The organism is Streptomyces genisteinicus (assembly GCF_014489615.1).
In the GTDB taxonomy this organism is placed as follows: Bacteria; Actinomycetota; Actinomycetes; order Streptomycetales; family Streptomycetaceae; genus Streptomyces; species Streptomyces genisteinicus.
In genome coordinates this window covers 7,118,526-7,139,477 of record NZ_CP060825.1, presented here as the reverse complement: position 1 = coordinate 7,139,477, position 20,952 = coordinate 7,118,526, and the positions used below count along the sequence as shown (strand labels likewise).

The following is a 20,952-nucleotide window of genomic DNA, read 5'->3' as shown; positions in this document are numbered from 1 at the left end:
CGGCGGAGCGGCCCCTCAGGGCACACCCCGGGGGGCGGATCGAGGGGCGGATCGGGGCGGATCAGGGCGAAAAGCCCCTGACCTGGCCGTACGCCGACACGGAGATTTCGCGTCCGGTACGGCGGCGCGTACCGTCTGGTCGGACGGGGGTGTCCTGGCGCACCGGACGACAGGTGGGGAGCCGCCGTGATCGAGACACTCGCGTTCCAGAGCAATCGCCTCGACGTGACGGAGGACTTCCTCAGCCGCGCGTACACGCCCATGCGGATCGGCGGACGCCCGCAGAAGACCGGGGCGCGCATCGAACGCGCGTCGGCCGGCGGTCTGCTGGTCGACAAGGTGGACTTCGACTACACGCTGTCGTACGACGCGGGCGCACTGGACAAGGTCTGTCTGATCACCCTGCACCGCGGTCTGATCGTGGACACCACCGGCGGCGGCCGCACCGCGCACGGCCCCGGTGAGACCTTCCTGGTCGCGCTCCCGGACCGGCCGTACACGGGCGAGGAGCGCGGGGCCCGCTACACGATCACCATGTTCGACGCCGCGCTGCTGGACCAGGTCGCGGGCGGTGACGAACGGCGGGACGGCCCGGTCCGGTTCACCGGCCGGACGCCCGTCGACGAGGAGGCCGGGCGCCGCCTGGGCAGGACGGTAGCCTTCCTGCGCGACACCGTGCTCGGCGGGCCCGCCCCGGCGGCGGAAGGCCTGGTGGTCTCCACCGCCCTGCGCCACCTGGCGGCGGTCGCCCTGACGTCCCTGCCCGGCACGCTGACGGCGCACCGGCCGCGGCCCGTCGACGGCAGGGACGCCGGAACCGCCACGCTGCGCCGGGCGATGACCTTCATCGAGGAGAACGCACACCGGGACATCGGGCTCTCGGACATCGCCGCGGCCGTGCGGGTGACGCCCCGCGCCGTCCAGTACGCGTTCCGGCGGCACGCGTCCACCACGCCGCTGGGTCATCTGCGCCGGGTGCGTCTGGCGCACGCCCACGGCGACCTCAGGGCCGCCACCACCGAGGTGTCGAGCGTGCTGGACATCGCCGCCCGGTGGGGGTTCGCGCACCCGGGCCGTTTCGCGGCCGCCTACCGGGACGCGTACGGCGCCTCGCCCTCCGACACCCTGCGCGCCGCGCCCTGACCTGCCGGCCGGCGGCAGCCCGCGGGCGGGGAGTCACGAGGCCAGGGCGTCGGTCACCGCGGTCCAGTCGAGGTGGGCGCTCTCGCCGCCCAGGGGCACCAGGGCGTACGACTTCCGCAGGAGCTTCACCAGCGGTCCGCGGTCGACCGCTATGAGGGCCCGGTGCCCGTCCCGGTCGAGATCGAGCAGGACCTCACCGCCGGGAGAGGGCGAGACGCGGACGTCGCCGGTGCCGGCGGGCGCGTCGACGCCCGCGTGCAGCATGCCACGGTCGACGTACCAGACCACGTCCGCGCCGGGCGCGACGTGGAAGACGAACCCGACGGCGTAGGGGTCCCGGCTGTCGTAGCGCAGCGTGGTGGTGACGGGTATGCGGGTGTCCTCCCGGACCTGATGGGCGATCACCCGCCGCGTGGTGCTGCGCTGGTCCGGCAGACTGCCGTCGCTGAACGTGGCCATGTGCATCTCCCTCGACGGTCGGTCGGAGCCGCTGTGCGCGTCCCCCGTCTCCTCACCGGGAATCGGTGCGCTACACCTGCTGGTTCGCTTGCGGAAACGCCCGTGCCGCACACGCCGTTCGCGGCACGCGGCCCCGCACGGGCGAACGGCCGTCAGCGGCACGGCCCGCCCCCGGAAATCGCGGTGACGTGCCGGGGGGGCGAGGGTGCAGACTCGGGCCCATGGCGGATGTACGGGCGTTCCGGGACGCGGTCACGGGCTGGGCGGCGGCGGGGACGGGCCCGGGGGCCGGTGAGCCCGCCGCACGGGCGAGGGAGCTGGCGGCACTGCTGCCGGTGCGGACCGCGGTGCTGCTGGAGGGGCTGAGCGACGTGGCGGCAGTGGAGACGCTCGCCGCCCGGCGGGGCCGGGACCTCGCGGCCGAGGGGGTGTGCGTGGTGCCGATGGGCGGGGCGATGAGCGTCGGCCGGTTCACCGTCCTGCTCGGACCCGGCGGGCTCGGGCTCCGTCTCACCGGGCTGTGCGACGAGAACGAGCACCCGTTCTACGACCGCGCGTTCCTGCGGGCCGGAGCGCCGCCGCGGGACGTGTTCGTCTGCGCGCGCGACCTGGAGGACGAGTTCCTCCGCGCGCTGGGCACGGACCGGGTCGAGGAGATCGTGCGTGCGGAGGGCGACCTGCGGCCCTGGCAGACGTTCCGGCGGCAGCCCGCGCAGCTGGAGCGCCCCGTGCACGAGCAGCTGCGGCGCTTCCTCGGCACGAAGAAGGGCCGCAAGATCCGCTACGGGCGGCTGCTGGTCGAGGCACTCGGACCCGGGCGTGCCCCGCGCCCGCTGGAGGACCTGTTCGCGACGCTGTGAGGCACCCCGGAAACGGCGACCGCCGGCCCGTCCCCACGGACGCCGCACCCGCCGCGGAGCCTGTCACACCCTCAGGGCGCGCTCCCGGACGGCGATCCGGGCCAGTTTGGTCAGCATCATGCCGTTGCGGATGCCGACCAGGTAGTCCACGGGCAGCCCGTGCATCCGGGTGCCGGGGCCGCGCAGCGGGTGCCAGTCGAGGGTGAGGAGGGTGCTCCCGCCCCACGGCAGCAGGCGCATGGCGATGCGTGCCGCACCGAACGGGTCGGCCTTCGCCTCCAGTTCGAGGCGCCGCCCGGGTTCGCAGACGCGCACGACACAGGTGTCGTCGAGGGTCAGCGGCCCCACCCCGACCCGGACGCTGAGCCGGGCGCCCACGTCCGGCCAGTGGGAGTCGGCGTGCGTCACCCGCCGGGTCCCGGTGACCCACTCGCCGTAGCGGTGGCCGTCGGCGAGCAGACGCCACACGTCGCCGGGCGGGCTGAGGATCAGACGGCGGGTACGGGCCATGCCGCTCACGCTCCTTGCGGGGACCGGGACGGGGTGCGGGGACGGGGCCGGACAGCGGCCGTGCGCCCGGTGTGCCGGACGCTCGGGCCCCGCCCGGACGCCTCTGGCACCTTACGCACGGCACCGGCGACGTCCCGGCCGCGACACCCGGCAACCCGGCCCGGGGCCGGCGGAACGCGGGCCCGCGGGTGACCGCCGGGCGCGCACTACCAGCGGTGGTGCACCCCGGCACGGATGCGTCGGTCGTACAGGTCGCGGACGGCGTCCAGGGTGGCCGCGGGGAGCGGCGGCCCGCCGGCGGCGGCAGCGTTCGCGCGGGCCTGCGCGGCGGAACGGGCTCCGGGGATCACGCTCGTCACACCGGGCTGCTGGACGATCCAGCGCAGGGCCGCCGCGGCCGGTGCCCGCTCGGGACCGGTGATCTCCGCGAACTCGGCGGCCGCCTCGACCCCGGTGGCGAAGTCGACGCCGGAGAACGTCTCGCCCTGGTCGAACGCCTCTCCGTGGCGGTTGTACGTGCGGTGGTCGTCGGCGGCGAAGACGGTGTCCTTCGTGTACCTGCCGGACAGCAGGCCGGACGCGAGCGGCACCCGCGCGATGATGCCGACTCCCGCCGCGGCGGCCGCGGGCAGCACGTCGTCGAGCGGCTTGAGCCGGAACGGGTTGAGGATGATCTGCACGGAGGCGGTGCCGGGCCGGGCGATGGCCGCGAGAGCCTCCTCGCAGGTCTCCACGCTCACCCCGTACGCCGCGATCCGCTCCTCGGCGACCAGGGTGTCCAGGGCGTCGAAGACCTCGTCCCGGGAGTACACGGCGGTCGGCGGACAGTGCAGCTGCACCAGGTCGAGCCGGTCCGCGCCGAGGTTCCTGCGGGAACGGTCGTTCCAGGCGCGGAAGTTGGCGAGGACGTAGTTCTCCGGGACCTGGTCGGCCCGGCGGCCCATCTTGGTGGCGACGAACACCCCGGCGTCCGGGCGCTCGCGGAGGTAGCGGCCGATGAGCTGCTCGCTGCGCCCGTCGCCGTAGACGTCGGCCGTGTCGAAGAAGGTGACGCCCTCCTCGACCGCGGCGTCGAGGACGCCGAGCGCGTCGTCCTCGGCGACGTCACCCCAGTCGGCGCCCAACTGCCACGTGCCGAGCCCCACGACGGAGACGTCACGACCGGTCCTGCCGAGCACACGCTGTTCCATGCGCGCATCCTATGCCGGGTGACCTCGCCTCCTCCGGTGCGGGTGGGGCGCGTCGCCCCGCGCCGTGGCCCGCCGCTCCGGGGGGCGCGGCCCCGGCGGGGGCGGTGTTCAGCGTCGCATCGGCAGGTCGAGCAGGCCGGTGAGTTCGGCGTCGGTCGCGGGCCGAAGCCGTGCCAGGACGCGGCGGGCCGCGGCCAGGTCGGGACGGTCGCCCTCGACCGTGACGGTGTGGACCAGTCCGTCCCGGGTCAGGCGCAGCTCGCTGCGCGGGAAGCCGCCTCCGTGCGCGATGAGCAGGCGGCCTCCTCCGTCGTCGGTGCAGACGATCGGCTCGCCGAAGGGGACGGGACAGCCGGCCGCGTCCGCGCGGCGGGTGTCCCGCCCGGCCCGTGCGACGCCGAGGTGCAGCCGCGGGTGACCGGGGCGCTCGTACTCGGCGCCGAAGCCGTCCTCGCTCGCCCCCAGCGCGCGCACGGTCCAGCCCGGTGGCGGGTCGCCGACCCTCAGCAGCGCGCGGTCCACCTCCCCGGCGGAGATCCACTCGTCGACGGTGGGCGTCCGCGTGGCGTCCCAGGCCGTGTACGCCCCGCCGGCGATCAGCGCGGCGGCGGCCGCGCAGGCGGCCGGCCGGACCCGCGCCCCGGGGACGAAGAACGCGGCGGCCACCGCGTAGCAGGCGCCGCCCGCCACATGGGCGAGGAGCCCGCTCCCCTGCCGGTCCGCGGTGTGCCCGACCACGACCGCGCCCGCGGCCCCGAGGGTGCCCAGGCACCAGACGGAGGCCGCCCACGCGGCCAGACCGGCCCGGCGGGCCGTGAGGGGCACGAGAGCACGCACATGGGCGCCGAGCAGCGCGAGGAGCGCCACGGACACGAGGGCCACCATCGCGAGGAGCCCCGCGGCGAACAGCGGGTTGCCGGCGAAGAGGGCGAGGACCACCGCCTGCGTCTGGAGCGCGCTCAGGGCGCTGCCCACCGCCCAGACGGCGAGCAGATGGGCGGCCGCGGGCACGTGGTCGTTCTTCCGGGTCACGGTGACGATCACGCCGGCGCCGGCGCGGCGGTTCCCGGACCCGCGTCGGCGACCGCCCGCCGCCCGGCACGTTTCGCCCGGCGGGCGGGAAGGGGCCGGGGTCCGCCCCGGCTCCGGCTCCGGCTCCGGCTCCGGCTCCGGCTCCGGCTCCGAGGACGGTGCAGGCGCACGTACCGGTACGGCTGACGGCTGCTGACGGTTTCTCATGGATTCCGCCTGACCGTACGGTCAGGCCGGTTCACCGTGCCGGCAGCCCGCCGTGCCCGTCGCCGCCGACGGGCGCGGCGGCGCGCACGGCGGTCGGTCAGTGGGCCCCCTCCCCCGCCCCGTCGAGCAGCCGCTCGACGGTGGCCTCCCAGGACGGGAGCGCGTTGCGGGTGCGGTAGGCGAGGAGGGCGTCCATCGCGTCGCCGGGGAGCCGGAGCCATCCGCATCCGGGGAAGTGCTGGTCGATCATCTCGTGCCAGGTCTTCACCGGCATGGCGTGGGAGATCTCCTCCTCCCAGTCCACCGGCTCGACGGCGACGCCCGCCGCGCCGGTGAAGGCGGTGCCGGAGAACCGCAGGAGCAGCGGGACGTCCCCGCCGTTCAGGGAGCGGAAGTAGCGGGAGGCGACGACATCGGTGTCGTAGGTGCAGGGCACGGCGAGGTCGGTCTCGATCCCGCCGGCGAAGCCGGGGACCATGGCGGAGACCTGGGCGATCCGCACGGGGTCGAGGCCGCCCCAGCGGGAGCGTTCGCCGAGCAGGTCGCCGAGGGCGGCGGCCTCCTCGGCGTCGTATCCGCGCCGGGCGGGTTCGATGCGGAGCCCGCAGCGCAGCGCGAGGGCGTGCACCCGGACGCCCGTGGAGGCGGTGATCCGCAGGCGGAACACCAGGGTGGGCGCCGCGGCGCAGGGGTCGGGCCGCACCCCGAGGCAGCTGAAGGAGAATTCGGTCACGGCAGGCACTCCTCTGGTTCGCGTGGCCGGTCGCGCGCCCGGGCGCGGAAGCCGTCGGGCGGCCGCCGTTGCTGCCGGGGCGTGCCGTGAGGACAGGTCCGTCCGCCCGAAGGGCGGTGGCAGGGAGCGGCTCGCACCGCGCCTCAGCGGTCGGCCGGGGCCGGCGCCCCGGCCCCCGGGCCGTCCGGGGAGCCGGCGCGGGGTGCCGTCTTGCGCGCGAACGCGCGGCGGAGCGCGTGGTAGGGCGCGGCGGGGTCGGTGAACGTCCGCCGCATGCGGGCGAGTTCCTGGTCCCGGTAGGCGCCCGGCGGGGTGCATGCCTCGCGCCGGTCGTGCTCGGCCTTCTTCGCGGCGATGCGGGTACGGGTGGCCGGGTGGGACGCCAGGCGGGCCGCCCATCGGGTGATCTCCGGCAGGAAGGCGGAGGGTTCGCAGTCGGCCACCCGGTCGACGAGCCCGATGCCCAGCGCGGTGGCCGCCGTGAGGGGCCGTGCCTCGTCGGTGAGCCGGACCGCCATGTCGGCGCCCACCTTGCGCGGCAGGGTGTACGTCCAGTACTCGGAACCGTAGAGGCCCATGCGGCGGTAGTGGGGGTTGAGGACCGATCCGGAGCGGCACCAGACCTCGTCGGCGGCGAGGGCGAGCATGACGCCGCCGGCCGCGGCGTTGCCGCCGACCGCGCCGACGACGAGCCGGTCCGTCGTACCGAGGACCGCCCCGACGAGGTCGTTCATGGCGTTGACGTTCGCCCAGGACTCGGCCGCCGGATCGGCGGCCGCCTCGATGACGCCGAGATGGATGCCGTGGGAGAAGACGTCGCGCTGCCCGCCGAGCACCAGTACCGAGGTGGGCCGGGTGCACGCGGAGCGGTAGGCGGCCAGCAGCCGGCGGCAGTGGTCGGTGCTCATCGCACCGCCCGGGAAGGTGAACGAGAGCACTCCGACGGACCCGTGCTCCCGGTAGCGGATGTCGGACCAGGTGCGGACGCCGGCGGCCGCCTGCGGGGGCAGCTCGGGGAGGCGCGGCAGGCGGCCCGCGAGGGCCAGGGTGGCCGGGAGCTTGCAGGCCCGGGGCTCGCCGGGGCCGGTGCGGAGGCGGAGTTCGGGGATCCAGACCGCGCCGTCGGCGGTGGCCCGGCAGACCGCGCCCGCGCGGGTGGCCAGCAGGTCGCCGGGGCGGCCGCGCAGGGTGTCCTCGGCGTGGCCGCCGTGGAGGAACCATTCGCCGCCGAGCAACCGGTCGCGCACGCCGGGCTGGGAGTCGGCGGCCCGCAGGGTGCGCAGCACCCGCTCGGTGGTGTCCGCCGCCCAGTCGATGCGGCGGTCCTCCTGGCGGAGGCGGGGCCGGGCGCTCACCGGACCGGTCTGCGGGACGGGGGCGGCTCCGGCGGCGACCCGTTCGACCGCGAGGTGCACGGCCTCGACGGCGGCGTCCGCCAGTTCGTTGCGGTAGAGGTCGCTCTTGGCGGCCGTCCGCGGGATCCGGAACGGGACGGTGGCCCAGACGTCGCCCGCGTCCAGCTCCTCGTCTGCCTGCAGGACGGTGACGCCCCATTCGGTGGCCCCGTCCTGGATCGCCCGGTCGAGCGAGGACGGCCCGCGGTCGCCGGCGGGCCCGGGGTGGACGATCAGGCAGTGGTGGGCGGTCCACACGTCCTTCGGGACGACGGCCCTGAGCAGGGGGGCGACGACGAGATCGGGCCGGTGGCGCGCGACGGCGTCACGGACGGAGGCGGTGTCGGGGGTGATCTCCACGGGGACGGTGTGCCCGCGGTCCCGCAGTTCCGCGTGGACCCGCTGGGTGAGGCTGTTGTAGCTGCTGGCGATGAGCAGAATGCGCATGGCGGCCCTTCGGGGGTTGGCTGTGGACACCGCCCTCGGGGCGTTCCACCCGGCCGCCTGCGATCGTGGCCGGGCTTCGGGCCCCGGCCCCGGCGGCGCAGCGTTCACCTCACCCGATCGGGTCCCGTTTCCCACCACTTGGCGGGGCCCGGGTCGAGGGCGTGGTAGGCGCCGGAGCCCGGCCGGCGGACCGCCCGGGGCGCTGCGCGGGCGGCTGCGGCGGCGGCCGTCCGGGGGCCCGGAACGGGGATCACGCCGCCCGGCGGAACCTCCCGCGCCGAGGCCGCCGCACCGACGGACGGCCCGGCAGGCACGGTGCCGCAGGACCGCATCACAGCGCACCGCCCGCGATCCGGGAGAGCACCGGAGGCGCACCGGACCGGGTGTCCTGAACGCGCCGCGCGCGGGGACCGGCCGGGGCCGCGCACCGGGCGGGCCCCGGTGCGCGGCCCGGGTGCACCGCCACCTCCCGTGCGCGGCCCCGGTGCCCCGGGTCAGCCGCCGGCCGCGCCGACCGCCCCGTCGCCGCGGGGGCGGCCGTACTCCGGCGGCGGCTCCCCGTCCGTCCCCGGGGCGCGGGCGCCGTGCGGCGGGGCGAAGGCGGTGACCAGCAGGAAGAGGGCCGCCGTGTACGTCGCCATCACCAGCTCCGGACGCCCGGGGAACTCCGCCCCGGCGGCGCCCGCCCCGATCAGCGCGTCGGACAGGACGAACACCGCGCCGCCCCAGGCGGCCCGGCGGCCCTTGGCGTGCGCGGTCAGCGCCATGACGACCAGGGCCAGGCCGTACACGCCGATCGCCACCCCCATCGGCGGGCCGAGGAGCGGTGCGAGGACCGCGGTGGCCGCGGCCCAGACGCCCAGCCACACCGCGCACAGCGGCCGGCGGGCCCGCAGGTGGGCCACCGCGCCCGCCCGGACGAACGCCGACGTCCAGCAGATCTGCGCCCCGAGGAAGAACCCGATGCCCACGGCGAACGCCGCCGTCCCCGGCACCAGGAGGGTGACGTCTCCGGCCGTGGCGAAGCCCAGTCCGGCGAGGACGAGGGCGTGCCGGGTGCCGGTCGCACGCCACAGGTACACGGCCAGCGCCGGGGCCAGCAGCGGTTTCGTCGCCCATTCCAGGGGCAGCGAGCCGACGGCGACGGCCGTCACGTTCGCCACCGCCAGCAGGGCGAACGCCGCGAGCGGCAGGGGCACCCGGGTACGGCCTCCCCGGGCCGTGCCGGCGCCGCTCACCGGGACTGCGCCTTCGGGCTCCAGCCGGGCGGGCCGACGAGGTGCCCGGCGCGGTCGCGCCAGGTCCGGGCGGCGCGCACGTCGCGCCAGGCGGCGGCGTACTCGTGGAACGCGACCCGCAGGGGGTTGTAGGTCTCGATGTTCTTCGTCAGGCCGTAGACGACGCGTTCGCCCTCCGGCTCGAAGGTGCGGCCCAGGCGGTCCCAGACGATCAGGATGCCGCCGTAGTTGCGGTCCAGGTAGCGGTTGTTGGAGCCGTGGTGGACGCGGTGGTGCGAGGGCGTGTTGAAGACGAACTCGACGGGCCGCCACAGGGTGCCGACGCGCTCGGTGTGCAGGAAGAACTGGTACACCAGGCTGAACGACTGCTGGAGCAGGATCATCCACGGCGGGATGCCGAGCAGCGCCAGCGGCAGCCAGAACGGCAGGGTGGTCATGGGCGTCCAGCTCTGCCGCAGGGCGGTGGAGAGGTTGAAGCGGACGCTGGAGTGGTGCACGACATGGCTCGCCCACAGCAGTCGCACCCGGTGGTGGGCGCGGTGGAAGACGTAGTACGCCAGGTCGTCGGCGAAGAACAGCAGGACCCAGGTCCACACCGACGACGGCGACAGCTGCCACGGGGAGAGCGCGTACGCGCCGGCGTAGGCCACGACGGCGAACACCTTCCAGGGCAGTCCGACGACCTGGCTGCCCGCGCCCATGGACATGCTGGTGACGGTGTCGCGGAGTTCGTAGCCCTGCTCGTCGTCGTCCGGGAGGAAGCGGTACGAGAGGGCCTCGACGACGACGAGGAGGACGAAGGCGGGTATGGCGTAGACGATGGCGGGGATCATCTCAGCGCACCGCCCTGTCGGCCGCGGCCGGCACACTGCGGCTGAGCAGGGTGCGGGCGAGGCGTTCCGCGGCCTCCGGTTCGCGGCCGGCGATGTGGGCGGCGAGCCGGACGTGGGCGTCCACGTCCAGGAGTTCGGCGGTGCGCAGGTCCATGGGGACGTCGGCCATCGGGAGCGCGCCGCTGACGAGCGTGTTGAAGCTCAGCAGGTAGGCGAGGTTGCCCGAGCCCTCGACGATCAGCCGCCACCAGGCGACGTCGGCCGCGCCGAGTGCGGCGAGGTCGGGTCCGGCCTGTGTGTAGCAGCCGGCCGCCGCCACGATCCGGGCCGCGGCCGCCGGGGTGCAGCGCAGGGCGCACAGCCGGGCCGCGTCGGCGCCGATGCAGGCCCGCATCTCCAGCGCGTCGCGGGTGAGGCCGTCGACGGTGAGGCCGGCGTCGGCGCCGACGATGCCGACGGCGAGGTCCAGTCCGGCGGTGAGCCGCCAGTCGAGGACCGCGGTCCTGCCGCCGTGGCTCACCTCCACCAGGCGTGCCTGCTGGAGTCGTTTGACCGCCTCGCGGACGGCGTGGCGGTTGACGCCGAACTCGGCGGCGAGGTCGCGTTCGGGGGTGAGCGCGTCGCCGGCGGCGAGGGCGCCGCCGAGGATCCGGTCGCGCAGGGCGGCGTAGACCTGGTCGGAGACCGCCTCGCGCCGGATGTGCTGTCCAGTCATGGCGATCAGAGTGGGGGCTCGGACGCCACTGGTCAACTGGTTGGACCAGATGAGTTCCGAGGGATGCGCAGGCAGCCGGGAGACCCGTCACGGGGACGGGTCCGGCCCGGCACCCCTGGAAAGGGGTGCCGGGCCGTGGTGGTGCCGGTGTCGCGGGCGCGGGAGACGCCGGAGCCTGACGCCCGCGACACCGGGGCCGCGGGGACGGTCAGTTGTCCCGGTTCGCGCCGCGCAGCGTCAGCGTGCCCGCGGCGGTGAGCAGGGCCGCTCCTGCCGCCCAGGCGAGCCACGACCCGCCGGCGAGGACGGCCGCGCTGTCGTTGGGCGAGGCCTTGGTGACGTCGATGGACTGCACCGCGAGCTTCAGGTTCTTGTCGTCGGCGCTGCCCCAGGCGTAGACGGCGGTGCCGCTGCCGGCCTTGAGGTCGAGGTCGGCGGGACCGATCGCCACGGTGTCGGTGCCGGCGAGCACGATGTCCGCGGAGACGGTTCCGGCGTCGACCTCGGTGGTGGCCTCCTTCGGGTTCACGAGGTCGCTGACGATCGGGGTGCCGCCGGCCCGGACGTCGACGGCGGGGGCGGCCGCGACATGACGGACCGTCAGCCGTGCCTTGTCGGCGCCGACTTCGCCGGTGTCGTTGGTGAAGGCGGTCAGCTCGGGATTGCCGTCGGCGGACAGGTGGGCCGCGATGGTGGCGTTGGCTCCGGCGGGCACCTCGATCGACTTCTCGATCGCGGGGGTGCCCTCGGGGCCGCTGCCTGCTGCGAAGACCTGGATGTCGTAGGTGCCGGCGTCGAGTTCCTGCGGGTCGGTCACGGTGCCGGGCTTGAAGTCGCCCAGCAGCTCGTCACCGTTGGCGTAGACGTCCACGTCCATCCCCGGCACGCCGTGGAACAACGACACCATGGCCTTGTCCTGCTGTGCCTGGGGGGCCGCGACGGCCGGGACGGCGCTGCCGAGTCCGATCACGCAGACTCCGGCGGCGGCCGCCACGGCGAGAGGGGTCCGAGAGGTCATGGTCGATCAGTCCTTCGGGGGTGCCTCCGCCCGGTGCGGGGTCTCACAGCCTCTTCCGCGCCGGGACGCCTCGCGGATGCACGGGCTCCGCCGGCCCGGCGGACGGGGCCCGCGCGGTCCCCGTCAGGGCGGTGCGGCGCCGCGCTCGCGCTCCTGGCGGCGCACCTCGGCGAGGTCGGCGATCCGGTCCAGCCCGCGCACCACGGCGCCGGTGCGGTGGTTGTGCGCCAGACGCTCGCGGTGGCGGTCGAGGAAGGCCCAGTAGCCCGTGGTGTAGGGGCAGGCGTGCTCGCCGGTCCGGTCGCCGGGGCGGTAGCGGCACGGTCCGCAGAGGTCGCTCATCCGGTTCACGTAGGCGCCCGCGGAGGTGTAGGGCTTCGTGGTCATCCGGCCGCCGTCGGCGTACTGGGACATGCCGACCACGTTGGGCAGCATGACCCAGTCGTAGCCGTCCACGAAGCAGCGGTGGAACCAGTCGGTCACCTGGGCGGGGTCCCAGCCGCGCTGGAGGGCGTAGCTGCCGAGGACCATCAGCCGCGGGATGTGGTGGGTCCACCCGGTGTCGCGCACCTGGGCGAGCACGGTGTGCAGGCAGCGGGCGCGCACGTCGTCCGCGTCGAGTCCGTTCCACCAGTCCGGCAGCGGCGCGGTGTGCCGCAGCACGTTGGAGTGCCGGTACTCCTCGCCGAAGTGCCAGTAGAGCTGCCACACGTACTCGCGCCAGCCGGCGATCTGGCGGACGAAGCCCTCCACGCTGTTCAGCGGCGCGGTCCCGTCGCGCCAGGCCGCCTCCGCGCGTTCGACGCACTCCGCGGGGTCCAGCAGGCCGAGGTTGAGGGAGGACGACAGGAGGCTGTGGCTCATCACGGGGTCCCCGGCGAGCACGGCGTCCTCGTACGGGCCGAAGGTGGCGAGGCGCTCCGCGGCGAAGCGCCGCAGCGCGGCGCGCGCCTCGGTGCGGGACGCGGGGAAGAGGCGGGGCCCGTCGCGTCCGACGAAGGACACGTCGCCGTCGCGTTCCCACCGGTCGAGGTCGTGGCGGACCTCGTCGTCGATCTCGTCCTCGCGCGGCCGGTACGGGCGGGGGACGCCGAGCGCGGGCGCGTGCGGCGGGGGCTGCCGGTTGTCGTGGTCGAGGTTCCAGGTGCCGCCGGCGGGGCGGTCGGCGTCCATGAGGATGTCGTGGCCGCGCCGGACCCAGCGGTAGAAGTCCTCCTGCCGCAGCCGGGTGGTGCCGCGTCCGTCGGCCCAGGCCGCGAACTCCTCGTGCGCGACCAGGAATCCGCGGGCGGGCCCGACCGTCACCTGCGGCAGGGAGCGCACCAGGGAGAGCGCGGCGCGCGAGGTGGGGTGGTGCACGGTGACCGGCCGGGACCCGGCCGCCTCGGCCAGACCCTCGCGGTAGGTGGACGCGCGCACGTAGGCGACCCGGTCGCCGAGTTCCGCGGCGCGGTGGCGCATGGCGGAGAGCACCAGGTGGGCCTTGGCCCGGTGGAAGCGGCGGCGCCGGAAGACGGCGCGCGACTCGATCATGAGCAGGGGTGTGTCGCGGCCGGGGCCGCTCTCCCCGGGGGTGAGGAAGTGCGGTCCGAGCTGGTCGCCGAAGAGCCAGTGCACGCGGGGGTCGCCTCCGTGGTGGGCGGGCGGAGAGGGGTCCGGTCCGGTGGGCGGGGCGTGACTCCCCGTTCACCGGACCGGACCACTCGCCCACGTTAGGCGCGGGCGGGGCGCTCCGGCCGGAGCGCCCCGCCGGGCGGTCGCCCCCGGGTCACACCTCTGCCGGGGTCTTCCCGGCGGCCCGGGTGCGCGACTCGCGGGCCAGGGCGCTCGGCCACCACGCCTTCGGGCCGATGTCGACGACGAGTGCGGGCACCAGCAGGGACCGGACGACGAGGGTGTCCAGCAGGACGCCGAAGGCGACGATGAACGCGATCTGCACCAGGAAGGCCAGCGGGATCACCATCAGCGCGGCGAACGTGGCGGCGAGGACGACACCCGCGGAGGTGATGACCCCGCCGGTGGTGGTCAGCCCGCGGAGCACGCCGAGCCGGGTGCCGTGGGCGAGGGTCTCCTCGCGCACCCGGGACATCAGGAAGATGTTGTAGTCGACGCCGAGGGCCACCAGGAAGACGAACCCGTACAGCGGGACCGAGGCGTCCGTGCCGCTGAAGCCGAGCAGGTGCTCGAAGACCAGGGCCGAGACGCCCAGGGTGGCGAGGAAGTTGAGACCGACGGTCGCGACGAGCAGCACCGGCACGAGCAGGGACCGCAGCAGCATCACGAGGATCAGCAGGATGATGGCGAGTACGACGGGCACGATGATCGTCCGGTCGCGCGAGGCGGTCTGCTGGGTGTCGTACTGCTGGGCCGTGTAGCCGCCGACGATCGCGCCGGCGTCCGGTACGGCGTGCACCTGCTCCCGCAGCCGCTCGACCGTGTCCTTCGCCGCGTCGCTGTCGGCGGCGGCCTCCAGGGTGGCGTCGATCCGGACGCGGCCGTCCACGACCAGCGGTTCGCCCCCGCCGGGCCGCCCGGAGGCGGAGACGGCGGCCGCGGAGGCCACGCCCTCGGTGCCCTCGGCGGCGGCGGTGACCTGCTCGGCCCGCGCGGCGTCGGCGATGATCACGGCGGGGTTGCCGGAGCCGCCGGGGAAGTGCTCGCCGAGGGTCTGCTGGGCGGCGACCGAGGGGGCGTCGTTGACGAAGATCTCGTCGAGCGGCACGCCCTTGGAGGAGAGCGCCGGGGAGAAGGCCGCGAAGGCGGTGAGGACGAGCGCCGTGGACACCCACACCTTGCGGGGGGACCGGTCGACCACGGCGGCGACGCGTCGCCACACGCCGTGGCCCTCGGCCGTCGCGTCCGACGGCTTGGGCTTGGCCGGCCAGTACGCGGCGCGTCCGAGCAGGGCCAGCACGGCGGGCAGGAAGGTCAGCGTGGACAGCACGGCGCAGACGATGCCGATCGCGCCGACGGGGCCGAGCGCCCGGTTGTTGGTGAGGTCGCTCGCGAGGAGGGCCAGCAGGCCGAGGGCGACGGTGGCGGCGCTGGCGGTGATGGCGCCGAAGGACCGGCGCACCGCGGCCAGGGCGGCGGCGGCCCGGTCGCCGCGGACGGCGAGTTCCTCCTTGAAGCGGGCGGCGAGCAGCAGGGCGTAGTCGGTCGCCGCGCCGATCACCAGGATGGACAGGATGCCCTGCACCTGTCCATCGACCCGGACGACGTCCCGGTCGGCGAGCGCGTAGACGACCGCGCAGGCGAGGCCGAGCGCGAAGACGGCGCCGAGGATGATGACGAAGGGCAGCAGGACGCTGCGGTAGACCAGCAGCAGGATGAGCAGCACGGCCGCGAGGGCCACCGAGAGCAGCAGGCCGTCGATGCCGGCGAAGGCGTCGGAGAGGTCGGCCTGGCTCGCCGCGGGTCCGGCGATCGCGGCTTCGGTGCCGGCCACGGCGCCGGCCGCCTCGTCCACCTCGCCGAGGACCGTGGGCAGTTCCTCACCGAGGTCCGGCTTCAGCTGGACGACCGCCTGCATCGCCTCGCCGTCCTCGGACACGAAGGCGGGCGAGGGCTGTCCGACGACGCCCGGGCGGCCGGCGAGCGAGGCGAGGGACTTCGTGGCCTCGGCCTGCTGGGCCTCGGTGACCCGGTCCCCGCCGGCCGTCCAGACGACGATCGCCGGTACCGTCTCGCCCTGGTCGAACGCCTCACGCGCCTCGAGGACCTGGGTGGACTCGGCGTCCTGGGGCAGGAAGGCGGCCTGGTCGTTGGTGGCCACCTCGCCGAGTTTGCCCGCGTACGGCCCGAGCGTGCCGCCGACGCCGAGCCAGACGACCAGCAGGACGAGCGGTACCAGCCACCGGGCCCAGCGCGGTGTGTTCCTCATGGGGATCCCCAAGCCTCGCGGAGTATGTCACTCACTAAGTATGTCAACCGTCGAGATATCTTAGCCCGCCGAATCGCGCGCCCGGGACCACCCTCCGCCACCCCCGCCGCCCTCGTCCGGCCCTTCTGCCCCGCACGGGGCTCCGGATGCACCGGGAGCGGCCCCGGGGCACGGGACGCTCCCGTCCCGCCACGACCACCTTGCCGGGACGGCGGCGGCACCCCGGGGCAGGGACGCCCGCACTCCGGGGTCGCAGCGCCCGCACTCCGGGGTCACGGCGCCCGCGGTCAGGGGTCTTGGCGCAAGATCTGAACAGTGCTTCACTTCTTCCATGGCCTACCGCAAGACCGCTGCCGAGATCCGGCGCCTCGACGCCGCCCGCGAGCATCTGGTGGCCCGTGCCACCGAGGTCGTCGCCGAAGTGGGCTGGGCGCAGGCGTCCGTCACCGCCGTGGCCGACGCGGCGGGCATCGCCGCCGGCTCCGTCTACCAGCACTTCCCGTCGAAGGCGGCCCTCGCCGTCGAGGTCTTCCGGCGAGCCGCCGGACGCGAGGTGGAGGTCCTCGGGGAGGTGCTGCGCGGCCCGGGCACACCCGTCGAACGCCTGGCGGCCGGGGTGGAGGTCTTCGCCCGCCGCGCCCTGGAGAACCGGGGCCTCGCCCACGCCCTGCTCGCCGCCCCCGCGGAACCGGCGGTCGGCGCCGAGCGCCTGGAGTTCCGCCGCCGCTACCGCGCACTGTTCGCCGAGGTGATCGCCGAGGGCATGCGGCAGGGCCTGCTGCCCCCGCAGGACGGGGAGATGACCGCCGCCGCGCTCACCGGCGCCGTCGGCGAAGTCCTCGTCGACCCGCTGACGGCGCCCGGCACGACCGCCGTCGACGGCCTCCTCGCCGAGCTCACCGCGCTGACGCTGCGCTGCTCCGGCGCCGCCCCCGCACCGGCCCGCACCGCACCGCCCCGCCCCTGACCGGCCGCCACCCGCCCGCACCGCCCGCCCCGGAGGCACACATGACCGCACCGCTGTCCGCACCGTCCAGCAACCCGTCCGCGGTGACGCACGAGGTCACCAACCAGCCGCCGCCGCTCACCGGCCACGACGTGGCCGACGACCCGGTGCTCCTCGAAGGGGTGCGCCGGGAGGGCGCCGACTGGTACCTGGACGAGCTCCACCGCCTCGGCCGCCGCGCCGGCAGCGAGGAGGTCCAGCGCCGGGCCGAGGAGGCCAACCGCTGCGAGCCGGTGCTGCGCACCCACGACCAGTACGGCAACCGGATCGACGAGGTCGACTTCCACCCGGCGTACCACGCCCTCATGGAGGAGGCGGTCGGCGCCGGGCTCGCCGGCGCGGCCTGGGCCGACGAGCGGCCGGGAGCCCATGTGGCCCGGGCGGCCGGCTTCATGGTCTGGAGCAGCGCCGAGTCCGGCCACGGCTGCCCGGTGTCCATGACGTACGCGGTCGTGCCCGCCCTGCGCCACTCCCCCGACCTCGCCGAGACCTACGAACCGCTGCTCACCGGCCGCGCCTACGACCCGGGGCTGCGGACGCCCACCGGGAAGCGGGGCCTGCTCGCCGGCATGGGGATGACGGAGAAGCAGGGCGGCACCGACGTCCGCGCCAACACCACCACCGCCGCACCGAGCCCGGACGGCACCTGGCGGCTGCGCGGGCACAAGTGGTTCACCAGCGCGCCGATGAACGACCTGTTCCTGGTCCTCGCGCAGGCGCCCGGCGGACTGTCCTGCTTCCTGGTCCCGCGGGTGCTTCCGGACGGCAGCCGCAACACCTTCCGCATCCAGCGCCTCAAGGACAAGCTGGGCAACCGCTCCAACGCGAGCAGCGAGCCCGAGTTCGACGACACGGTCGCCTGGCTGGTCGGCGCCGAGGGCAAGGGCGTCCGCACGATCATCGACATGGTCACCATGACCCGGCTGGACTGCGTCCTCGGGTCCGCGTCCGGCACCAGGGCCGCCCTCGCCCAGGCGGCCCACCACGTGCGGCACCGCAGGGTGTCCGGCGCGCTGCTGATCGACCAGCCGCTGATGCGCAACGTCGTCGCCGATCTCGCCCTGGAGTCGGAGGCGGCGACGACCCTGGCCCTGCGCCTGGCGGGGGCGGCCGACCGGGCCAGGCACGGGGACGCCGGGGAGCGCGCCTTCCTGCGGCTCGCGACCGCCGTCGGCAAGTACTGGGTGTGCAAGCGGCAGCCCGCCGCCGTGGCCGAGGCGCTGGAGTGCCTCGGGGGCAACGGCTACGACGAGGCGTCCGGGATGCCCCGCCTGTACCGCGACGCGCCCCTCAACGGCATCTGGGAGGGGTCCGGCAACGTCAACGCCCTGGACCTGCTGCGCGCCCTGGCCCGCGAACCCGAGTCGCTGGACGCCTTCCACGCGGAGACCGGGGCGGCCGCGGGCGGGGACCGCAGGCTCGACGAGGCGCGGCGCGCCCTGAAGGACGAACTGGTCCTCACCGAGGACGCCCCGCTGCGGGCCCGCCGCGTCATCGAGCGCGCGGCGCTCGTCCTCCAGGGCTCTCTCCTGGTGCGCCACGCCCCCGCCGCCGTGGCGGACGCCTTCTGCGCCTCCCGGCTCGGAAGCGACCGGGGTCTGGCGTTCGGCACCCTCTCCCCGGGCGCGGACTTCGGGGGCCTGCTGGAGCGGCTGCCCCGCTGAGCGGTGCACCTCCGGGAGCGGCGGGCGGACGTCCGCCCCTCCCGGAGGTGCACGGGGACCACGGGCGGCCCACGATGGGACGGGGGCCGTCCCCGGGAGGCGCTGCGATGCGGAACGACAGCCTGCACACCACCGACGTCCTCGTGGTCGGCGCCGGCCCCGTGGGGCTTACCGCCGCCGGTGAGCTGCGCAGACGCGGCGTCTCGGTCCGCGTGGCCGACCGGCTGCCCGCGCGGCTCCCGTACGCGAAGGCGGTGGGCATCCAGCCCCGGACGCTGGAGCTCTGGGACCGGGCGGGGCTCGTCGGCAAGGTGCTGGAGGCGGCCGTTCCCATGCTCGGCCAGCTCACGTTCGAGAACGGCTCGCCACGGCAGCGGATCGATCTGGTGCTGCCGCCCGAGGTGCCGTACCGCTTCGCCGCGCTGCCGCAGTACGAGACGGAACGCATCCTCCAGGAGTACCTCGAGGGCTTCGGCACCCGGATCGAACGGGGCACCGAACTCGTCTCGTTCGAGCAGGACGACGACGGGGTGACCGCGCGCCTGGTGCGCACCGGGGCGGACGGCGACGGCGAGGAGGAGGTCCGCTGCCGCTATCTGGTGGGCTGCGACGGCGCGCACAGCGTGGTCCGCAAGGGCCTCGGGCTGACGTTCGGGGGCGGCGCGTTCCCCGACGAGTACATGCTGGGCGACGTGGAGGTCGACTGGGACCTGCCGCACGGCTACGGAGTGCGCTCCCTGCACCGCGGCGCGGACGGCGCCGTCGACGACGCGCTGGTGTGCATCCCGCTGCCGGGCGACGGCCGGTACCGGATGTCGATGACCGTGCCGCCGGAGCTCTCCGCGGCGGGCGGTGACGGCACGCCGGGCGACGGCGTCGCCCACGGACTGGAGAACGGCCGCGCGCCCTCGCTCGCCCATCTCCAGGCGGTGCTGGACCGGTTGTCGCCACGGCCGGCGACCGCGTCGGCACTGCGCTGGTCGTCGGTGTTCCGCATCAGCCACCGGCTGGTGGACCGGTACGGCCGCGGCCGGGTCTTCGTCGCGGGGGACGCCGCCCACATCCATCCGCCCACCGGCGCCCAGGGCATGAACACCGGCATCCAGGACGCCTGGAACCTGGCGTGGAAGCTCGCCCTCGCGGTGGCCGGCCGGGCCGGACCGGGCCTGCTCGCCAGCTACGACGCGGAGCGCCGTCCGGTGGGCGAGGAGGTCGTCGGCCGGACCGTGCGCCACGCCGCCGAGGGCGTCCAGGCGGACCCGGCGGACCCGCGGACCGTGATGCTGCGCGAGGCGCAGCTGCTCGTCGGGTACCGGGGAAGCCCCGTCGTCGACGGCCCGGCCCCCGGCGGGGCGGGACCGCGGCCCGGCGACCGGGCACCGGACTGCGGCGGGCTGCGCGACCCGATCGCCGCCTACCCGCTGCGGCTGTTCGACGTCCTGCGCGGCCGCGGTCATGTGCTGCTGGTGTACGGCCCGGACGCGGGGAGCGCGCCGGCCGGCGGATACGGGCGGCTGGCGCATCTGGCCCGGGAGGCGTCGCACGGCCTGGTCGGGACGTGCGCCGTCCTCGCGGGCGAGGGAGCCCCGCCCGCGGGGGCGGGGGTCCCCGTCTACCGCGACGCCGCGGGCGAGTTCGCGCTGATGTACGGCGTGCGGGAGCCGACCGCGTTCCTGGTGCGGCCCGACGGCCACCTGGGCGCCCGGCTCCCGCTGCCGGCCGAGCGGTCGCTCTCGGACCACCTCCGGCGGGTCTTCGCGGGGTGAGCCCCGGGGGCCTGCGGACGGGCCGGGCCGCACGACGCCCCGGGCGCCCCCGCCGCGACCGGGACCGCGTGAGCCCGGGACCGGGACCGGGACCGGGACCGGGACTGCGACCGCGACCGGGCCGCGGTCGCCGGGCCCGGTCCCCCGCGGCGGGCGGCCGTCACACGCTGAGGGCCCGGCGCACCGTGTGCTCGGCGCCGCTGCCGCCCTCGCCGGAGGAGGTGACCCGGCCGGCTTCCAGCACGTAGTACCGCTGGGCGGCGCGCATGGCGAAGCCCACGTGCTGTTCGACGAGGAGGACCGACAGGCCGCTGCGCCGCGACAGGGCGATCACCGTCTCCTCGATCTCGGCGACGACGGACGGCTGGATGCCCTCGGTCGGTTCGTCGAGCAGCAGCAGCCTCGGCCGGGTCACCAGTGCGCGGGCGAGGGCGAGTTGCTGCCGCTGGCCGCCCGAGAGGAGGCCCGCCCGGCGCTGGGCGAGTTCGCGCAGGACCGGGAAGAGGTCCATCGCCTCGGCGACGGCCTCCTTGCCGCCGGGGCGGCCGTCCGCGACGAGGAGCAGGTTCTCGGCCGTGGTGAGGTGCGGGAACGACTGCTGTCCCTGCGGTACGTAGGCCATGCCGCGGGCGACCCGCTCGTGCGGGGCGAGCCGGGTGATGTCCTCGCCGTCGAGGAGCACGCTGCCGCTCGACGGGCGGATGAGCCCCATGACGGTGCGCAGCAGGGTGCTCTTCCCGGCGCCGTTGTGGCCGAGGACGGTGGCGACACCGTCCTCGGGGACGGTGACGTCCACCCCGTGGAGCACGGTCGTGCGGTCGTAGCCGGCCCGGACGTCGTTGATCTGCAGCACG

18 protein-coding genes are annotated in these 20,952 nt (G+C 75.6%); 5 read left to right on the top strand and 13 right to left on the bottom strand.

What is annotated here, in order from left to right; translation table 11 throughout:
* Positions 1-186 precede the first annotated feature (186 nt).
* Complete coding sequence (locus tag IAG43_RS30575) at positions 187-1,143, top strand: helix-turn-helix transcriptional regulator (RefSeq protein ID WP_246574625.1); 957 nt, start codon at positions 187-189, stop codon at positions 1,141-1,143.
* Between the two features lie 33 nt (positions 1,144-1,176).
* Here the strand turns inward: IAG43_RS30575 and IAG43_RS30570 are convergent, their stop codons facing one another.
* Positions 1,177-1,602, bottom strand: coding sequence for an SsgA family sporulation/cell division regulator (locus IAG43_RS30570; protein ID WP_187743896.1), 426 nt, complete (start codon positions 1,600-1,602; stop codon positions 1,177-1,179).
* Between the two features lie 221 nt (positions 1,603-1,823).
* Here IAG43_RS30570 and IAG43_RS30565 point away from each other — a divergent pair, with 221 nt between their 5' ends.
* On the top strand, positions 1,824-2,462 hold the full coding sequence (locus IAG43_RS30565) for a TOPRIM nucleotidyl transferase/hydrolase domain-containing protein (RefSeq protein ID WP_187743895.1): 639 nt from the start codon (positions 1,824-1,826) through the stop codon (positions 2,460-2,462).
* Between the two features lie 63 nt (positions 2,463-2,525).
* On the opposite strand, the gene IAG43_RS30560 is transcribed toward IAG43_RS30565, so the two are convergent.
* The 11 genes from IAG43_RS30560 to IAG43_RS30510 all read right to left on the bottom strand — a co-directional run bounded on the left by IAG43_RS30560 (position 2,526) and on the right by IAG43_RS30510 (position 15,662).
* On the bottom strand, positions 2,526-2,972 hold the full coding sequence (locus IAG43_RS30560; protein WP_187743894.1) for an SRPBCC family protein: 447 nt from the start codon (positions 2,970-2,972) through the stop codon (positions 2,526-2,528).
* A gap of 206 nt (positions 2,973-3,178) precedes the next feature.
* The gene (locus IAG43_RS30555) at positions 3,179-4,162 is read right to left on the bottom strand and encodes an aldo/keto reductase (RefSeq protein WP_187743893.1); all 984 of its coding nucleotides are present in this window, start codon (positions 4,160-4,162) and stop codon (positions 3,179-3,181) included.
* Between the two features lie 108 nt (positions 4,163-4,270).
* On the bottom strand, positions 4,271-5,194 hold the full coding sequence (locus IAG43_RS30550; protein ID WP_187743892.1) for a hypothetical protein: 924 nt from the start codon (positions 5,192-5,194) through the stop codon (positions 4,271-4,273).
* Positions 5,195-5,498: 304 nt separating this feature from the next.
* On the bottom strand, positions 5,499-6,134 hold the full coding sequence (locus IAG43_RS30545; RefSeq protein WP_187743891.1) for a DUF6084 family protein: 636 nt from the start codon (positions 6,132-6,134) through the stop codon (positions 5,499-5,501).
* Positions 6,135-6,277: 143 nt separating this feature from the next.
* Positions 6,278-7,975, bottom strand: coding sequence for a hydrogenase maturation protein (locus IAG43_RS30540; protein WP_187743890.1), 1,698 nt, complete (start codon positions 7,973-7,975; stop codon positions 6,278-6,280).
* 494 nt (positions 7,976-8,469) lie between these two features.
* The gene (locus IAG43_RS30535) at positions 8,470-9,174 is read right to left on the bottom strand and encodes a lysoplasmalogenase family protein (protein WP_223006004.1); all 705 of its coding nucleotides are present in this window, start codon (positions 9,172-9,174) and stop codon (positions 8,470-8,472) included.
* A gap of 35 nt (positions 9,175-9,209) precedes the next feature.
* Entirely contained in the window at positions 9,210-10,046 is an 837-nt protein-coding gene (locus IAG43_RS30530; protein ID WP_187743889.1) for a sterol desaturase family protein, read from the bottom strand.
* Position 10,047: 1 nt separating this feature from the next.
* Positions 10,048-10,761 carry a FadR/GntR family transcriptional regulator gene (locus tag IAG43_RS30525; protein WP_187743888.1) on the bottom strand — a complete coding sequence of 238 codons (714 nt, stop codon included), beginning with the start codon at positions 10,759-10,761 and terminating at the stop codon, positions 10,048-10,050.
* Between the two features lie 208 nt (positions 10,762-10,969).
* The gene (locus tag IAG43_RS30520; protein WP_187743887.1) at positions 10,970-11,779 is read right to left on the bottom strand and encodes a DUF4397 domain-containing protein; all 810 of its coding nucleotides are present in this window, start codon (positions 11,777-11,779) and stop codon (positions 10,970-10,972) included.
* A gap of 123 nt (positions 11,780-11,902) precedes the next feature.
* Complete coding sequence (locus tag IAG43_RS30515) at positions 11,903-13,396, bottom strand: cryptochrome/photolyase family protein (RefSeq protein WP_187743886.1); 1,494 nt, start codon at positions 13,394-13,396, stop codon at positions 11,903-11,905.
* Positions 13,397-13,547: 151 nt separating this feature from the next.
* Entirely contained in the window at positions 13,548-15,662 is a 2,115-nt protein-coding gene (locus IAG43_RS30510; protein WP_187743885.1) for an MMPL family transporter, read from the bottom strand.
* Between the two features lie 331 nt (positions 15,663-15,993).
* Here IAG43_RS30510 and IAG43_RS30505 point away from each other — a divergent pair, with 331 nt between their 5' ends.
* The 3 genes from IAG43_RS30505 (at position 15,994) to IAG43_RS30495 (ending at position 20,098) form a co-directional block, all read left to right on the top strand.
* Positions 15,994-16,629: a TetR/AcrR family transcriptional regulator gene (locus tag IAG43_RS30505; RefSeq protein ID WP_187743884.1), complete on the top strand. Its 636-nt coding sequence runs from the start codon at positions 15,994-15,996 to the stop codon at positions 16,627-16,629.
* Positions 16,630-16,670: 41 nt separating this feature from the next.
* Complete coding sequence (locus IAG43_RS30500; RefSeq protein WP_187743883.1) at positions 16,671-18,332, top strand: acyl-CoA dehydrogenase family protein; 1,662 nt, start codon at positions 16,671-16,673, stop codon at positions 18,330-18,332.
* Positions 18,333-18,439: 107 nt separating this feature from the next.
* A complete protein-coding gene (locus IAG43_RS30495; RefSeq protein ID WP_187743882.1) occupies positions 18,440-20,098 on the top strand; it encodes an FAD-dependent monooxygenase in 1,659 nt (552 codons plus the stop codon).
* Positions 20,099-20,258: 160 nt separating this feature from the next.
* Here the strand turns inward: IAG43_RS30495 and urtE are convergent, their stop codons facing one another.
* On the bottom strand, positions 20,259-20,951 hold the full coding sequence (urtE, locus tag IAG43_RS30490) for an urea ABC transporter ATP-binding subunit UrtE (RefSeq protein ID WP_187743881.1): 693 nt from the start codon (positions 20,949-20,951) through the stop codon (positions 20,259-20,261).
* Position 20,952: the final 1 nt, after the last annotated feature.

Coding starts and splice junctions, on each gene's coding strand:
- IAG43_RS30555 (WP_187743893.1), bottom strand. CDS start 4,162: ATGGAACAGCGTGTGCTCGGCAGGACCGGTCGTGACGTCTCCGTCGTG.
- IAG43_RS30510 (WP_187743885.1), bottom strand. CDS start 15,662: ATGAGGAACACACCGCGCTGGGCCCGGTGGCTGGTACCGCTCGTCCTG.
- IAG43_RS30560 (WP_187743894.1), bottom strand. CDS start 2,972: ATGGCCCGTACCCGCCGTCTGATCCTCAGCCCGCCCGGCGACGTGTGG.
- IAG43_RS30495 (WP_187743882.1), top strand. CDS start 18,440: ATGCGGAACGACAGCCTGCACACCACCGACGTCCTCGTGGTCGGCGCC.
- IAG43_RS30570 (WP_187743896.1), bottom strand. CDS start 1,602: ATGGCCACGTTCAGCGACGGCAGTCTGCCGGACCAGCGCAGCACCACG.
- IAG43_RS30520 (WP_187743887.1), bottom strand. CDS start 11,779: ATGACCTCTCGGACCCCTCTCGCCGTGGCGGCCGCCGCCGGAGTCTGC.
- IAG43_RS30525 (WP_187743888.1), bottom strand. CDS start 10,761: ATGACTGGACAGCACATCCGGCGCGAGGCGGTCTCCGACCAGGTCTAC.
- IAG43_RS30540 (WP_187743890.1), bottom strand. CDS start 7,975: ATGCGCATTCTGCTCATCGCCAGCAGCTACAACAGCCTCACCCAGCGG.
- IAG43_RS30500 (WP_187743883.1), top strand. CDS start 16,671: ATGACCGCACCGCTGTCCGCACCGTCCAGCAACCCGTCCGCGGTGACG.
- IAG43_RS30565 (WP_187743895.1), top strand. CDS start 1,824: ATGGCGGATGTACGGGCGTTCCGGGACGCGGTCACGGGCTGGGCGGCG.
- IAG43_RS30505 (WP_187743884.1), top strand. CDS start 15,994: ATGGCCTACCGCAAGACCGCTGCCGAGATCCGGCGCCTCGACGCCGCC.
- IAG43_RS30530 (WP_187743889.1), bottom strand. CDS start 10,046: ATGATCCCCGCCATCGTCTACGCCATACCCGCCTTCGTCCTCCTCGTC.